This is a genomic window from Duganella sp. Root336D2 (genome assembly GCF_001425005.1).
In the GTDB taxonomy this organism is placed as follows: Bacteria; Pseudomonadota; Gammaproteobacteria; order Burkholderiales; family Burkholderiaceae_D; genus Rugamonas.
Map to the genome: position 1 here is coordinate 260,553 of NZ_LMDB01000035.1, position 14,824 is coordinate 275,376.

Here is a 14,824-nt window from a genome sequence, read left to right on the forward strand (position 1 = left end):
TGGCTCAGGATTGCTTGAAGGCGCTCAGGAAATCGGCCGTCTTGGTTGGCACGAATTCGGTGATCGCGTAGCTGGCGGCACCGGCTTCGTTGAACGGGTCCAGCTCGATCACCGCTTCGATATCGGCCCGGCTGTCGGCTGTGGCAAGAATGACGCCGCCGGTACGCGGCACCAGGCGTCCAGACATCAGGAACATGCCGTTGGCATATTGCTCGCGCAGGTACTCGCTATGCGCGGCGAGGAGCTTGTCGATTTCCTCGGCCGGTTTCAGGTACGTGAGCGTGATGATGAACATGATGGTGCTTTAGAACGGCATCTTGAAGCCAGGCGGCAGCGGCAGGCCGGCGGTCAGGCCGCTCATTTTTTCCGAAGCGGTGGATTCGGCCTTGCGCACGGCGTCGTTGAAGGCGGCGGCCACCAGGTCTTCCAGCATGTCCTTGTCGTCGCCCAGCAGCGATGGGTCGATCGACACGCGCTTGACGTCGTTCTTGCAGGTCATCACGACCTTTACCATGCCGGCGCCGGCCTGGCCCTCGACTTCGATCAGGGCCAGCGCATCCTGCGCCTTCTTCATGTTGTCCTGCATGGCTTGCGCTTGTTTCATCAGGCCGGCCAGTTGGTTCTTCATCATGGTGTGGTTCTCCGTATTTCGGTGTTGAGTATCGGGTTTAGTGCGCTGGCGTCATCGGCGCCACGATCGAGCCGGGCACGATGAAGGCGCCGAATTCGCGCATCATTGCTTTGATAAATGGGTCGGCGGCCACTGTTTCTTCAGCAGCGCGCTGGCAGTTCTCGCGGTGGACCTGGGCTTCGACGCTGGTGGTGTACCAGGCCTTGCCGATTTCGGTCTCGACGCGTGCGGCGCGGCCGAAGCGTTCGGCCAGCGCGGAGGTCAGCTTTTCAACGTTGGCCGGCGTAGCCCAGGTTTCGATCGGGCAGCGGATGCGGAACAGCGCCATATTGCCGTCGAATGCGCAGCTTACCAGCTCGGCCTGGGTGGCCAGCTGCTGCGCTACGCCGCGCAATGGCAGGTGGGCGGCCAGTGCCGGCCAGTTGCCGTCCCAGCCCAGTTCAGGAACCGGGGTGATGACGTATTCGTATGGCGCCTTGGCTGGCGCGGCGGCGCGCTGCTGCGGTGCCGCCTGCGCCATGCCGGAAATATGGTCGGCGCCGGCCGGCATTGCGGAATCTTCGGAGAAGTCGGTTACCCATGGCGGGAGGTCGTCTTCTTCGGCTTGCTGCTGCACTGGAGCAGCGCGGCGTTGCTGCGCTTGCTGCGGGGCTTCCATTACGGTGGCGGCGCCGCCCTGCTCATCCCAGGGCGCGCTGGCCGGCGCGGACGGTGCGCTTGGGGCCGGGGCATCTTCCCACGGTGCCGGCGCGCGTGGTGCGGCCGGCGCGGACGGCATTGCGGCGCGCGGCGCTGCGGATGCCGGCGGCGATGCAGGTGCCTCGGCTTGCGGCGCTGCCGGACGCGCCGGAGCCGGGGCGCGCTGGCCGGTGCGGGCGGCGGCGGCGGCACGTGCGGCTTCCAATGCAGCGGTGATGGCCATCTTTGCAGGGCTCATCGGACGGCTGTCGGCTGCTGGCGCAGGCTGCGGTGCTGGTGCTGGTGCAGGCGCTGCGACAGGCTGCGGCGCGGCGGCGGGCTGCGCGGGCATTGCCGGAGCGGCTGCGGCGGGTGCGGCGGCCGGAACGCTGGCCAGGTGCGAGGCGCTGGCAGCGTTTGCCGCGGGAGCGGCGGCAGGCGCCACTTGCTGGACCGGCGGTGCCGGCGGCACAGGCGGAGCAGCGGTGGTGGACGCAGGCGCCGGCTGGCCGACCGGAACACTCATGCGATCCGCAGTTGCGGACGAAGCAGCCATGGCGGCCGCGGCGGCCGCGCGGGCTGGATTCGCGCCGGCTGGACGAGCCGCTACCGGGGCGCTGGCCGGCTGGCCATCTGCCCCACCGAAGCCGGGCCGAAAGGCAAGCATGCGTAACAGGGTCATGGAGAAGCCGGCATATTCATCCGGCGCCAGCCCCAGTTCATTGCGACCGTGTACCGCGATCTGGTAATACAACTGCACTTCCTCAGCATCAAACAGGGAAGCCAGCCGCACGACATCGTTATATTCAGGCAGGTCCACAGGCACGGCGGAAGGCACGGTCTGCGCCAGCGCGATCCGGTGCAGCAAGGTGCCCAGGTCCTGCAAGGCGCCGTTGTAAGACAGTGAGCGCGACGCCATTTCATCGGCAACCGCCATCAGGTCCGCGCCATCCTTATTGGCCAGCGCGTCCAGCAGGCGCACCAGGTAGGACTGGTCCAGGGCACCCAGCATGCCCTGTACCGCATCCAGCGTCACAGCGCCGGCGGCGTAGGCAATCGCCTGGTCGGTCAGGGACAGGGCATCGCGCATCGAACCGTGCGCGCCCTGCGCCAACAGGCGCAAGGCCGGCTGCTCGAACACGACGTTTTCCTGGCCCAGGATATTTTCCAGGTGGCCGACGATATGCCCCGGCGGCATCTGCTTCAGGTTGAACTGCAGGCACCGCGACAGCACGGTGACGGGAATCTTCTGCGGATCGGTGGTCGCCAGGATGAACTTGATGTGCTCCGGCGGCTCCTCCAGCGTCTTCAGCATCGCATTGAAGGCGTGGTTGGTCAGCATGTGCACCTCGTCGATCATATAGACCTTGAAGCGCGCATTGGACGGTGCATACACCGCCTGCTCCAGCAACTGCGCCATTTCATCGACGCCGCGGTTGGACGCCGCATCCATCTCGACATAGTCGACAAAGCGGCCGCCATCGATCGCGGTACAAGCCTCGCACACGCCGCACGGGGTAGCCGTGATGCCGCCGTTGCCGTCCGGGCCGACGCAATTGAGCGACTTGGCCAGGATACGGGACAGCGTCGTCTTGCCGACACCGCGCGTCCCGGTAAACAGGTAGGCGTGGTGCAGGCGACCGGTATGCAACGCGTGGGTCAGCGCACGGACAACGTGCTCCTGGCCGACCAGCGTTTCAAAGTTCCGGGGACGGTATTTGCGAGCGAGGACTTGATAGGACATGATCGGGATTTTACCGTAGATAGCAGGCACTGCGGACAACATTAGGCGTTCGGCCAGACTTCGTCTAGACTTTGCCTTTTTTACAACTGGACCACCATGAAAAAGCTGCTCCTGATTGCCCTGCTGGCCAGCGTTGGCGCCGCCCACGCGGAAGAGCGCGAGTGGACCACCTATAAGAAGTTTGTCGAGTCGATCCGCCTGGATCGCTTCTACGCCCTGCCCGCCTCCGAGCGCGATAAGCTGGACTTCTATCTGACAGTGGAGCCGTCCAGCAAGAAACTCAAGGCCGCCGACATGAATTTAACGGTGGTCCATGCCGGCACGCGTACCGCACTGCCGCTTGACGACAAATCCCACCTGCGCATGGCGCCCAATCCGCAATGGCTGGCCGAAGACGCCAAAATCATGACATCCCAGGCCAAAGGCGAGAAGATCAGCGTGATCTACAACCTGGACGCGGTCGTGCCGGAAGGCACGCAGTGGCCTTATAACAAGCTGATGGGCAGCGTTGCCCAAGGCAATGCGGCAATTGGCAAGGTGGCAGGCGCTTTCAGCTGGTTTGCACCGACGATGAAGTCGGTCCTGCTGACTTTCGACAAGCCATCCCAGCTGACGATCCAGTCACGGCATGGCACCAAGCGCTTCCTCAGCGACGCCGAAAACAAGATCCGGCTGCCGGCCGAGGCTGCACTGCTGAAGGAAAATCCGCTGGTAGAGATTACCGCCCGCCCGCTGCAGGCCGAGCTGGATACCGAGTGAGAAATAAAAAAGCTGCCAATGGCAGCTTTTTTATTGAATTCAAAGAGGCGAGCCTGATCTGCGGCACTTGCGGTGAACAGCTTTGGCTGCTTCGTTCCCGACCTGACCAGGTTAACCGTGCCACAATGCGCAGGGGCCCGCCCGGGCGCAATTATAGGCTATAAACCGAGCTGCTGCCAAATATCATCGACACGGGCTTTCACTTCAGGTGTCATGGCGATGGTGGTACCCCATTCCCGGCTGGTCTCACCCGGCCATTTATTGGTAGCGTCGATGCCCATTTTGCTGCCCAGGCCACTGACCGGCGAAGCGAAATCCAGGTAATCGATAGGCGTATTGTCGACCAGCGTGGTGTCGCGGGTCGGATCAACGCGGGTTGTTATCGCCCAGATCACTTCCTTCCAGTCGCGGATGTTCACATCCTCATCCACCACGATAATGAACTTGGTATACATGAACTGGCGCAGGAAGCTCCACACGCCGAACATCACGCGCTTGGCGTGGCCCGCGTACTGCTTGCGGATCTGCACCACCGCCATGCGGTAGCTGCAGCCTTCCGGCGGCAAGTAAAAGTCGGTGATCTCGCTGAACTGCTTCTGCAGCAGCGGCACGAACACCTCGTTCAGCGCCACGCCCAGCACAGCCGGCTCATCCGGCGGCTTGCCTGTATAGGTCGAATGGTAGATCGGGTCGCGCCGCATCGTGATGCGGTCGATGGTGAAGACCGGGAACCAGTCCTGCTCATTGTAATAGCCGGTGTGGTCGCCATACGGGCCTTCCAGGCCGTGCTCATAGCCGGAAGGATGGTTTTGGTCCGGGTAGATATGCCCTTCCAGCACGATCTCGGCCGACGCCGGCACACGCAGCTCGCTGCCGATCGCCTTTACCAGTTCGGTACGGCTGCCACGCAGCAGGCCGGCGAATTGATATTCCGACAGGCTGTCCGGCACCGGCGTTACGGCGCCGAGGATGGTCGCCGGGTCGGCGCCCAGCGCCACGCAGACCGGATAAGGCTGGCCCGGATTCCTGATGCAGTGCTCACGGAAGTCCAGCGCGCCGCCGCGATGCGCCAGCCAGCGCATGATGACCTTGTTACGCCCCAGGACCTGCTGGCGGTAGATGCCCAGGTTCTGGCGCTTCTTGTTGGGGCCCTTGGTAATAACAAGACCCCATGTAATAAGGGGCGCCACGTCGCCGGGCCAGCAATGCTGGATCGGCAAACGTGCCAGGTCCACATCGTTGCCTTCCCAGACGATCTCCTGGCATGGCGCGCCGCGCATCTCTTTAGGCGACATATCCCACACTGCTTTGACCAGCGAGCCCAGGCCCATCAAGTCCTTGAAGCCTTTTGGCGGCTCGGGTTCTTTCAGTTGCGCCAGCACGTGGCCGATCTTGCGCAGCTCGCTCACATCGTCGGCGCCCATGCCCAGTGCCACGCGGCGCGGTGTGCCGAACAGGTTGCCCAGCACCGGCATGTCAAAACCGGCCGGCTTCTCGAACAGGATGGCCGGCCCGCCGGCGCGCAGGGTGCGGTCGCAGACCTCCGTCATTTCGAGGTGTGGTGAAACAGGCAAGCTTGTGCGCTTAAGTTCGCCCATCGCTTGCAGTTGAGAAATAAAATCTCGGAGATCGCGATATTTCATACTTTTTTACGATTATTTTGCTCCCGACGAGTCGTCTGAGCACTTTTAGTCAAGCCGTTGATTTTATTGGTTTTTGTCAATGTGTACACGAGAAAGTCATACTCAAAAGTAATAAAGAACGCGTTCGTTAGTATTGACGGGATATAATACGCCTCCTACAATTTGACCTACCTGATGAGGACATGGCCTCTATGCCAACTAAGTTGTCACTCATTACATTCACGGAGCATCCGGGCTCCACAGACATTTTAAGGAGTGTTTTTCACGAGGCGTCTGCCTCCATCCCGGAAAAAGTTGTGTTGCAACTGGCCCCATAGACCCGCCAGCTTTAGCAAACAATGATGGCGTCCAGTCCCGTGCGACCTGTGCGGCGGTGGGCGAAGATAACACTGATGTAACGACTATGGCACGTCGAATTGACCGCGGTTTTCACGCGGCGGGGACGCGTTTTGACTCTTACATTTCAGGGGAGTTCTGAATGAACAATCGATTCAATGGGTTGCTTGATGGCGCCCGCCTGTGGGCCAGCCAGCCCGCCGTGTGGATTTCCACGCAGAGCATTTCGGCACGCGGTCTGCTGACCGCCGCTCAGTCCATGCTGAGCCTCTTCGGTATCGCTGCACTGGTCATGGCTTGCGCCATGGTTGCCCGTCCTGAACTGGCATCCGACCTGGCCCACGCCCTGCGTGGCGAGCCGCCAGCGCCTCAGCAAATTGTGGTTGCACCTCCGCTGTCCGAGCTGATGGAAGCGCCTGCGGTGCGTCCGGCCGGCCTGGTCATCGCCACCGCCGACGCGCAGCCTGCTGCCGAGGACAAGGACCTGGTGGGCTCCAAGAAGCAGCAGGACGCCGTCACCAACTGGTTGTCCAAACGCTACCGCGTTGCGGGCGATGCGACCAATATGCTGGTCTCCACCGCCTACCTGACGGCTCGCGAAATCAAGATGGATCCGCTGCTGATCCTGGCCGTGATGGCGATCGAGTCGGGCCTGAACCCGTTCGCGGAAAGCCCGATGGGCGCACAAGGCCTGATGCAGGTGATGTCCAAGGTCCACACCGACAAATTCCAGGACATGGGCGGCGTGCAGGCTGCGCTGAACCCGGTCGCCAACATCCGCGTTGGCGCCCTGATCCTGCGGGATTACGTAGCCAAAGGCGGCTCCGTTGAAGCCGGCCTGAAATTCTACGTTGGCGCAGCCGCCTTCGAGACCGATGACGGCTACGGCTCGCGCGTGATGGCGGAATACTCCCGCCTGAAGCAGGTCTCCGCCGGCAAGAAGGTGCCTTACATCACCCCACCGCAGCAGGTTGCTGCCGCCCCTGCCCCGGCCAAGGCAAAAGAAGCCCCAACCACCGTGGCCCAGGCCGACAAGCAAATCAGTGCAGACCAGCTGGCCGGCCTGTAATCGCCGCCCGCAGCCCGCCAAGCCACCCTCGGGTGGCTTTTTTCTTTTGCCCATAACAAATGTCCACCTTGGGGTCAGGAACGGAAGTGGACAAAAAAATGCCCTCCGCTGGGAGGGCATCTTGTTGCCTGAGGCGGATTAACGCTTCTTGTCTGCCGTGACTTCGTCGGCGCGCAGTTGGGCGGCCAGCTTGTCCAGCACGCCGTTCACGTATTTGTGGCCATCGATACCGCCAAAGGACTTGGTCAGCTCCACCGCTTCGTTGATCACGACGCGGTATGGAATCTCGACGTGGTTCTTCAGCTCGTACGCGCCGATCAGCAGCACGGCGTGCTCGACCGGCGACAGCTCGCTAATGCCGCGATCAACCAGCGGCGAGAACACTTCGCGCAGCTCGACCGATTGCTTGATGGTGCCACGCAGCAGGTCGGCAAAGTACTCGCCGTCCGCCTTGTCGAAGCCATGGGCGCTGCGGATATTGTTGACGACCTTGGCCGCTTCTTCATTGTTCAGCAGCCACTGGTACAGGCCCTGCAGCGCGAACTCACGTGCGCGGTGGCGCGGCGTGCGGTTCTTGCTCGGGTTAGCGTGCGTCATATTGTCAGTCATGTTCTTACCTTTATTGAATTACTCGTCGTCGCCCAGGTCCTGGTGCAGCTCTTCCAGGGCGATCGACAGGTTGGCCATTTCGACGGCGCAGCGGGCAGCTTCGGCGCCTTTGACGGCCATGCGGACTTCCGCCTGCTCGTCGTTCTCGGTGGTCAGGATGGCGTTGGCGATAGGGATGCTGTAGTCCAGGCCCACGCGGGTGATGCCCGCGCCGGATTCATTGGACACCAGCTCGAAGTGGTAGGTTTCGCCGCGGATCACGGCGCCCAGTGCGACCAGCGCGTCGAACTGGTTGGACTCGGCCATCTTTTGCAGCACCAGCGGCACTTCCAGCGCGCCGGGAACGGTCACGTGCAGGATATCTTCATCTTCCACGCCCAGGTTCTTCAGCTCTTGCAGGCAGGCGGACAGCAGGCCATGGCAAACGTCTTCGTTGAAGCGTGCTTGCACGACGCCGATGCGCAGGTTTTCGCCGGACAGGTTGGTTTCGTAGGTTGCTACGGTCATGGTGGTCCTCTTTTCTGGATTCGGGTTAAGCCGCGCTCAGGCGGCAGGTTTGGCCATGTAGCCGGTGACTTCAAGGTTAAAGCCGGTCATCGAAGGCATCTTGCGCGGGCTGGCCAGCAGCTGCATCTTGTGGACGCCCACATCGCGCAGGATTTGCGCGCCGATGCCGTAGCTGCGCAGGTCCATGCTGGCGGCGCGCCCAGTTGGGCGCACGTTCTTGTCCAGCGCATCGAGCTGGCCGAACAGCTGCTCCGCGGTCTCGCCGCAGTTCAGCAGCACCATTACGCCCTGCTCCGACTGCTTGATTGCCTTCATCGAGGACGACACGTTCCAGGAGTGGGTGGTAGCTTCGGTTTCCAGCAGGTCCAGGATCGAGACCGGCTGGTGCACGCGCACCAGCGACTCCTTGCCAGGGGCCATATCACCATGCACCAGCGCCAGGTGGGCCGCGCCGCTTGGCTTGTCGCGGAAAGCGATCATGCGGAAGTCGCCGTGCGCGGTGCGCAGCGGACGTTCGGCAATGCGCTCCACCATGCATTCGTTCTGGCTGCGGTAGTGGATCAGGTCAGCGATGGTGCCGATCTTCAGGCCGTGTTCCTGGGCGAATTCCAGCAGTTCCGGCAGGCGCGCCATGGTGCCGTCGTCCTTGATGATCTCGCAGATCACGGAAGCCGGCATCAGGCCAGCCATCGCGGTCAGGTCGCAGCCGGCTTCAGTATGGCCGGCGCGCATCAGCACACCGCCCGGCACAGCGCGCAGCGGGAAGATGTGGCCCGGCTGCACGATATCGCTTGGCTTGGCGCCTTTCGCCACGGCCACCTGGATGGTCCTGGCGCGGTCGGCGGCCGAAATGCCGGTGGTGACGCCTTCCGCCGCTTCGATCGACACGGTGAAGTTGGTGCCGAACGAAGTGCCGTTCTTGGCCGTCATCATGGTCAGGTCGAGCTGGTTGCAATGCTCTTCGGTCAGGGTCAGGCACACCAGGCCGCGCGCGTGCTTGATCATGAAATTGATCGCTTCCGGCGTGACGTGTTCGGCGGCCAGCACCAGGTCGCCTTCGTTTTCACGGTCTTCTTCATCGACCAGGATCACCATGCGACCGGCGCGCAGTTCGGCGACGATTTCTTCGGTGCTGGAAATGGACATATTTTTTCCTTTGATGTGAGGCACAGAGCGTTTCTTTGTTAACCCGCTATTTTAAAGGATTTGGCGCACTTCCGCCCCCTCGGGCGCCGCCATTAGGCGATTTGGCCTAGACTAAATTGCTTTTCAACCCTAAAGGAGGCAGCGATGAAGACTAGCGGTTCGGCCGTCTGGACTGGCGGCATCAAGGATGGACGTGGAGCGATCAGCACTGCAAGCGGCGCGCTACAGGCGGCGCCATATGGATTTTCCAGCCGTTTCGAGGGCAAACCGGGCACCAATCCGGAAGAATTGATCGGCGCGGCGCATGCCGGCTGCTTCACCATGGCCTTGTCGCTGATCCTGGGCGAAGCGGGCCTGACCGCCGAAAAGATGGAAACCAAGGCTGAAGTGACGCTGGACAAGGTGGCGGACGGCTTTTCTATCAGCGCCATCCACCTCGACCTGCAAGCCAAGATTCCTGGCGCAGACAAGGCGAAGTTCGAAGAACTTGCCAATAAGGCAAAACTCGGCTGCCCGGTTTCCAAGCTGTTCAATACCAACATCACCCTCACCGCCACCCTCCTGTAATCGCCAACCGGGGCGCTTCGCGCGCCCTTTTCAAAATTTTCCTTGAATTTTTTAATTGCGATCACTATTATTAAGTCATTCGATGACGACCGTCATCATTAAACCATCAAGGAAACCATCATGAACCTGAAAGATTCCGTCGTATTCATCACTGGCGCAAACCGTGGCCTGGGCCTGCAACTGGCAAAAGCAGCGCTGGCCGCCGGCGCGAAAAAAGTCTACGGTGCCGCCCGCGACCCGAAAACCGTCACCCTGCCCGGCGTCACCCCGGTCCAGCTGGACGTGACCAAACACGACGAAATCTCCGCCGTCACCCGTGAATACAAAGATGTGACCGTATTGATCAACAACGCCGGCATTGTCCGCGCTGGAGGCATCATGGCCGACAACGCCCTCGAGCAAGCACGCGCCGAGCTGGAAACCAATGTGATCGGCCCAATGCTACTCAGTAAAGGCTTCGCCCCCACGCTGAAAGCCAACGGCGGCGGCACCATTGTCAACATCCTGTCCGTGCTGGCTTGGTATAGCCAAGGCCCGACCAATACTTACAGCATGTCCAAATCAGCTGCCTGGGCGTTGACCAACGGCCTGCGCATTGAACTGGCCGCGCAAGGCACGCAAGTGGTGGGCGCCCACATGGGCTATATGGATACCGACATGACGGCCGGCTATGAAATCGACAAAGTCAAGCCAGAACACGTCGCCGCACAAATCTTCGCAGCACTGGCGGAAGGTAAAGAAGAGGTGCTGGCGGACGACCTCACCCGCCAAGTAAAGCTGGGCATCAACGCGGAAGTGCCTGCGTACATCGCCGCAGCACGCGCTGCTACCTGATTGCACCCAAGGCGTAGCACCATATGCCACGCTAACTACTGGCAAATGCCCTTGGTCGATCACAGCCAAGGGCATTCCTGATGGGCGACTTGAAAGCTTAAGGGTTATCTGCGATGCGCTAGAAAACGAATGAAAAGATCCGAACGCCTGGAAAACTGCTGGAGACAACAGAAAGTCTCAACGCTTATATTTATAGGCTCAACCCACCTGACATCGCGTGTCAGCCCTAAGGTGATGGACGGCTTCCGCCCCAAAGCCGCCTATGGCCCCTTGTTGGCAAAGATCTGCAACCCATATCTAAGCGACTGTTATCAGAGGAAGCCCATCGCAATTTTTTTCCGAGAAACTCGATCGATTTAGGCTTATCACCAAATCAGAGCTCTATTTTGGTCTCCAGGAATTCGAGATACTTGGGGTCATCTTCCATAAAGATATCCATCCCAGCCCCCATATATGCTCGCGTCAACTCGTCAGCAGCATCTGTAAGATTGCCACGCTCGAACTGGACTTGACCCAGCCGCAAATGAATATATGGATTGCCCAATCCCTCCGGGCACTTGAGCGCATTTGCGAGAGCTTGGAACGCTTTATCGTACTTGCGCCCCTTAAAGCAAACATCACCAATCGCCACGTAGACCCACGTGGCAGCTTTCCAGTCTTGATGATTCTCGGGCAATAGCTTCAGCGCATCCAGGTAATGTCTGAAAGCGCCCTCGTAGTTCCCGGCATCCGACTGCTCGTCTCCTTGCTTGCACAGCGCTGTGATTTGCGAATACACATTTTCCGAAAGCTCTTTCACCATTATTCCCAATCACCATTACGAACACTAAAAAATCCTACCCGTTCAGCCACCGCCGCTGGCGACAGTAAGTTCTTGCACAAACCAAGCTCACTGCCCGCTTCTGGCCGGCCACTGCCGCCCACAGGTTGCCTAAGTCAACTAAGAGCAAGCCAGCGCCAGAAGCAACTGAAATGGTGAGTCATTCACGAGGCTCGAAGAAGCACCCCAATCAGATTAACCAGCCACGTTGAGCGACAGCATGCGCTCCACATAACGGGCAATCAGGTCAATCTCCAGGTTGACTTTGGAACCTGCTTTCAGGTGCTTCAGGGTCGTGACCTGGATGGTGTGCGGGATCAGGTTGATCGAGAACGAGCAGCCGGAGGCGCTGTCTTCAACACGGTTGACGGTGAGCGACACGCCATTCACCACCACCGAACCTTTGTATGCCAGGTATTTCGCGAGGTCGCGCGGGGCTTCGATCACCAGTTCGTGCGATTCGCCGACCGGTTCGAACTTGCGCACCACGCCCAGGCCGTCAACGTGACCGGAGACCAGGTGGCCGCCCAGGCGCTCGGCCAGGGTCAGGGCTTTTTCCAGGTTCACTTCGGTGGTGGTGTCGAGGCCGACGGTCTTGTTCAGGCTTTCGCGCGAAACGTCGACGGTGAAGCCGGTGGCAGTTTTCTCGACCACCGTCATGCAGGCGCCGTTCAGGGCGATCGAGTCGCCCAGGCCGACGTCGTCCATCGGCAAGCCGCCCGCGTCCACGTCCAGGCGCACGCCTGCATCAGCGCCGCCTTCCAGCGGGGTTACGGTTTTGATTTTGCCGACAGCGGCTACGATTCCAGTAAACATAGTGATCTTTAATGAGGGTTGAATCGGGCAAGGATACGCAAATCGGCACCGACTTGCTTGACCTCGTGGAATTTCAGGCTGTGCTTGCCGCTGAGCTCCGTCAGCGCCGGCAGGGCGAACATGCCTTGCGCGTCGCCCAGCAGGGTTGGCGCCAGGTAGACCAGCAACTCGTCCACGCAGCCTTCGCGGATCATGGAGCCATTCAGCTTGCCGCCCGCTTCGACGTGCAACTCGTTGATCTGGCGGCGGCCCAGTTCGCGCATCAGCTCCGGCAAATCGACTTTGCCATGCGCATTCGGCAGGACGATGATCTCGGCGCCCTTGTCGCGCAGGATTGCTTCCTTTTCCGGATGGTGGGCGGCGGCAACGATCCAGGTCCCGCCACCTTCCAGCACGCGCGCTTGCGGGCTGATTTCCAGTTTGCTGTCGACCACGATGCGGCGCGGCTGGCGCGGCGTTTCGACGGCGCGCACATTCAATTGCGGGTCGTCGGCTTTAACGGTGCCGATGCCGGTCAGGATGGCGCAGGCACGCGCGCGCCAGGCATGGCCGTCGGCGCGCGCTTCAGCACCGGTGATCCACTGGCTTTGGCCATTATGCAAGGCCGTCATGCCATCCAGGCTGGCAGCGGTCTTCATTCGCACCCACGGCAGGCCATGGCGCATGCGGTGGAAGAAGCCGATATTCATTTCATAGGCCTGGTCGGCCAGCAGGCCACTGGCGACCTCGATCCCGGCGGCGGAAAGGCGTGCCATGCCATTACCCGCAACCAGCGGATTGGGATCTTCCATTGCTGCGACGACGCGCCCCAGGCCTTCCCGCACCAGCGCATCGGCGCAGGGCGGCGTGCGGCCGTGGTGGCTGCACGGCTCCAGCGTGACATAGGCGGTAGCGCCGCGCACGTTGTGGCCACGGCGCTTGGCGTCCTTCAGGGCCTGGACTTCGGCATGATCCTGGCCGGCGGCTTGCGTCACGCCTTCGCCGATCACCAAGCCGTCGCGCACGATCACGCAGCCGATGCGCGGATTCGGGGATGTGGTGAATAGTCCTTTTTCCGCCCATTGCAGGGCGAGCCGCATGCCTTCGAGGTCGCTGTTGATATTCATATGCTTGCGCAGGTTGCCGGTTCCAGGACTGGATCGCATAAACGCGCCCTGCCCTGCATATTGATCTTTATGTTGCGCTGCGTGCCTGCCAGTTCAAGGGTAATGGTGCCAAAGTTGGCGGCATTCGGGTGGGCGGCGCGGCAGCTTCTTCCTGCTGCATTATATGAAATATAGGCCGGGGCCGTGTTGTCGGTGAACCTGGCCCTCACTTGCAGGCGCTCGGAAGCGGCCACGTGGCGGAACAGGATAGCCTCGCCTTCGTCGGCGCTGCGGTTGACATTGGCGTCGATGACAATCAGCCAACCTTGCTGCCAACTTCCGTTTTTTGCCAGAAGGGTAACGACGCGGCGGCGGGCGATGGCCTGGGCGCGGGTGTCGTTGATCGCTGCCAGCAGGTCGGCGGAGGCGGCGCGCAGCTGGCGTCCGGCCAGCATATTGCTCAGGTCCGGCAAGGCGGAAGCGAACAGGATTGAGAGGATGGCAAGGACGATCATCAGCTCCATCAGCGTGAAGCCCGGCCGCGCCCCCGCCGTCTCATACGCCTCGCGCTTCAGCGCCAGCAGCTGCGGGAGGGGCCGGTGGCGAGATGCAGCCCGCTGCTGGTGAGGATAAGGCGTTCGCATTGCGGATCCCTGAAGCGGTTGTCGACATTGGATGTGCCGGGCGTGGCAACCAGCTGGATGCAGTCGCGGATTTGCTGGCCGTCGCAGGCCTTCCCTTCCAGCTCGTAGGCACTGGAACTCGCGGTACGGCCCGACCACCAGCGGTATTCGCTATCGGCATTCATGGAAAAAGCGGCGTAGCTGTTGAAGCGGGTGAAGTGCCGCTCTTCCTGCTGCATCAGCTCCTGAAGTGCGGCTTGCGCTTCACTGCGGCGCATGCGGATGACGGCTTCGCTCCAGACTGGTATTGCCACTGCGGAGAGAATGCCGATGATGACGAGGGTGGTCAGCATGCCGAGAAGGCTGCCGCCAGCGGAGGTGCGCGTGTTCATTGGCCGTCCTCGCGCGACGCGGCATCGTGCAGCGCCTGCCAATCCATGATTTCGCGCCAGCTGTGACGGTGCACCGGCGCTGGTGGCGCGTAACTGGCCTGCAGCACAGCCTCGGCGCCGGGTCGCGTGCCGAAGCCGATCACCGTCACCCGGTAGTAGTGGGCTGGCGGGGCACCGGCCGGGGTAAAGGCAATGCGCTCCACGAGATAGCGCGGGCGGCGGAAAGGCAGCGCACCCTGCCCGGTTTCCATCGAGGCGCCGGTTAACGCACCGTATTCGGTGCCGCCATTGCCTGCCAGGTCTACGCTTTGCCACGCGGGTGCGCCCCGTGCGTCAGGTGCCGACTCGAGTGGCTGGCTTAGGCCAGCGTTGATATCGCGTTCCGCATCCATCAGCGCATCCTCCGCAGACTGAAAGGCGATCAGGCGGTCTCGTTCAGCGCGGGCGGCCTTTTCGCCCAGCATCGCCATTTGGGCTGCCGATGCGCCGATGGTCAACGCGGCGAGCAGCAACAACATTGTTACGGGAAGAGTGACGCCGCGCTGGTAGGGATGCATGGCAACCT

Annotated in this window: 17 protein-coding genes and 1 other RNA gene; 4 read left to right on the forward strand and 14 right to left on the reverse strand. The window is 61.4% G+C overall.

Translation table 11 applies throughout. The annotated features are described in order from the left end of the window. Positions 1-4: 4 nt before the first annotated feature. The 3 genes from ASD07_RS21725 to dnaX are packed head-to-tail and all read right to left on the reverse strand — an operon-like array spanning position 5 to position 3,053. Positions 5-295, reverse strand: a complete 291-nt coding sequence (locus tag ASD07_RS21725; protein ID WP_055935073.1) for a YciI family protein — start codon at positions 293-295, stop codon at positions 5-7. Positions 296-304: 9 nt separating this feature from the next. Then, positions 305-631: a YbaB/EbfC family nucleoid-associated protein gene (locus ASD07_RS21730; protein WP_055935076.1), complete on the reverse strand. Its 327-nt coding sequence runs from the start codon at positions 629-631 to the stop codon at positions 305-307. A 37-nt stretch (positions 632-668) separates the two neighbouring features. Beyond that, on the reverse strand, positions 669-3,053 hold the full coding sequence (gene dnaX / locus ASD07_RS21735) for a DNA polymerase III subunit gamma/tau (protein ID WP_055935400.1): 2,385 nt from the start codon (positions 3,051-3,053) through the stop codon (positions 669-671). A gap of 96 nt (positions 3,054-3,149) precedes the next feature. Between dnaX and ASD07_RS21740 the strand changes: the two genes are divergently transcribed. Further along, complete coding sequence (locus ASD07_RS21740) at positions 3,150-3,812, forward strand: DUF2987 domain-containing protein (RefSeq protein ID WP_055935078.1); 663 nt, start codon at positions 3,150-3,152, stop codon at positions 3,810-3,812. A 43-nt stretch (positions 3,813-3,855) separates the two neighbouring features. Here ASD07_RS21740 and ffs read toward each other — a convergent pair. Then, positions 3,856-3,954: signal recognition particle sRNA small type (ffs, locus tag ASD07_RS30375), an RNA gene on the reverse strand. A gap of 16 nt (positions 3,955-3,970) precedes the next feature. Beyond that, positions 3,971-5,455, reverse strand: a complete 1,485-nt coding sequence (gene ubiD, locus ASD07_RS21745) for a 4-hydroxy-3-polyprenylbenzoate decarboxylase (RefSeq protein WP_082507495.1) — start codon at positions 5,453-5,455, stop codon at positions 3,971-3,973. Positions 5,456-5,933: 478 nt separating this feature from the next. Here ubiD and ASD07_RS21750 point away from each other — a divergent pair, with 478 nt between their 5' ends. After that, complete coding sequence (locus ASD07_RS21750) at positions 5,934-6,860, forward strand: lytic transglycosylase domain-containing protein (RefSeq protein WP_055935084.1); 927 nt, start codon at positions 5,934-5,936, stop codon at positions 6,858-6,860. Positions 6,861-6,998: 138 nt separating this feature from the next. Here ASD07_RS21750 and nusB read toward each other — a convergent pair whose 3' ends face one another. The 3 genes from nusB to ribBA are packed head-to-tail and all read right to left on the reverse strand — an operon-like array spanning position 6,999 to position 9,122. Beyond that, positions 6,999-7,469 (reverse strand): transcription antitermination factor NusB, encoded by a 471-nt coding sequence (nusB, locus tag ASD07_RS21755; protein WP_055935087.1) that lies wholly within the window; start codon positions 7,467-7,469, stop codon positions 6,999-7,001. An 18-nt stretch (positions 7,470-7,487) separates the two neighbouring features. Then, the gene (ribH, locus tag ASD07_RS21760) at positions 7,488-7,976 is read right to left on the reverse strand and encodes a 6,7-dimethyl-8-ribityllumazine synthase (RefSeq protein WP_055935089.1); all 489 of its coding nucleotides are present in this window, start codon (positions 7,974-7,976) and stop codon (positions 7,488-7,490) included. 36 nt (positions 7,977-8,012) lie between these two features. Further along, the gene (gene ribBA, locus ASD07_RS21765) at positions 8,013-9,122 is read right to left on the reverse strand and encodes a bifunctional 3,4-dihydroxy-2-butanone-4-phosphate synthase/GTP cyclohydrolase II (RefSeq protein ID WP_055935091.1); all 1,110 of its coding nucleotides are present in this window, start codon (positions 9,120-9,122) and stop codon (positions 8,013-8,015) included. 144 nt (positions 9,123-9,266) lie between these two features. Here ribBA and ASD07_RS21770 point away from each other — a divergent pair, with 144 nt between their 5' ends. Next, positions 9,267-9,689, forward strand: coding sequence for an OsmC family protein (locus ASD07_RS21770; protein ID WP_055935096.1), 423 nt, complete (start codon positions 9,267-9,269; stop codon positions 9,687-9,689). Between the two features lie 120 nt (positions 9,690-9,809). Then, positions 9,810-10,523 (forward strand): SDR family oxidoreductase, encoded by a 714-nt coding sequence (locus tag ASD07_RS21775; RefSeq protein ID WP_055935099.1) that lies wholly within the window; start codon positions 9,810-9,812, stop codon positions 10,521-10,523. A 373-nt stretch (positions 10,524-10,896) separates the two neighbouring features. Here ASD07_RS21775 and ASD07_RS21780 read toward each other — a convergent pair whose 3' ends face one another. The 6 genes from ASD07_RS21780 to ASD07_RS21805 form a co-directional block, all read right to left on the reverse strand. Continuing rightward, positions 10,897-11,325, reverse strand: coding sequence for a hypothetical protein (locus ASD07_RS21780; protein WP_055935102.1), 429 nt, complete (start codon positions 11,323-11,325; stop codon positions 10,897-10,899). A gap of 213 nt (positions 11,326-11,538) precedes the next feature. After that, positions 11,539-12,159, reverse strand: coding sequence for a riboflavin synthase (locus ASD07_RS21785; protein ID WP_055935104.1), 621 nt, complete (start codon positions 12,157-12,159; stop codon positions 11,539-11,541). Between the two features lie 8 nt (positions 12,160-12,167). Next, positions 12,168-13,265 (reverse strand): bifunctional diaminohydroxyphosphoribosylaminopyrimidine deaminase/5-amino-6-(5-phosphoribosylamino)uracil reductase RibD, encoded by a 1,098-nt coding sequence (ribD, locus tag ASD07_RS21790; RefSeq protein WP_055935109.1) that lies wholly within the window; start codon positions 13,263-13,265, stop codon positions 12,168-12,170. Continuing rightward, positions 13,262-13,888: a GspH/FimT family pseudopilin gene (locus tag ASD07_RS21795; protein WP_082507496.1), complete on the reverse strand. Its 627-nt coding sequence runs from the start codon at positions 13,886-13,888 to the stop codon at positions 13,262-13,264. The genes ribD and ASD07_RS21795 overlap by 4 nt, the downstream gene beginning before the upstream one ends. Continuing rightward, positions 13,816-14,259: a type IV pilin protein gene (locus tag ASD07_RS21800; RefSeq protein WP_055935112.1), complete on the reverse strand. Its 444-nt coding sequence runs from the start codon at positions 14,257-14,259 to the stop codon at positions 13,816-13,818. Before ASD07_RS21800 ends, ASD07_RS21795 begins: the two co-directional genes overlap by 73 nt. Further along, the gene (locus tag ASD07_RS21805) at positions 14,256-14,816 is read right to left on the reverse strand and encodes a PilX N-terminal domain-containing pilus assembly protein (RefSeq protein WP_229207246.1); all 561 of its coding nucleotides are present in this window, start codon (positions 14,814-14,816) and stop codon (positions 14,256-14,258) included. The genes ASD07_RS21800 and ASD07_RS21805 overlap by 4 nt, the downstream gene beginning before the upstream one ends. Between the last annotated feature and the right edge of the window lie 8 nt (positions 14,817-14,824).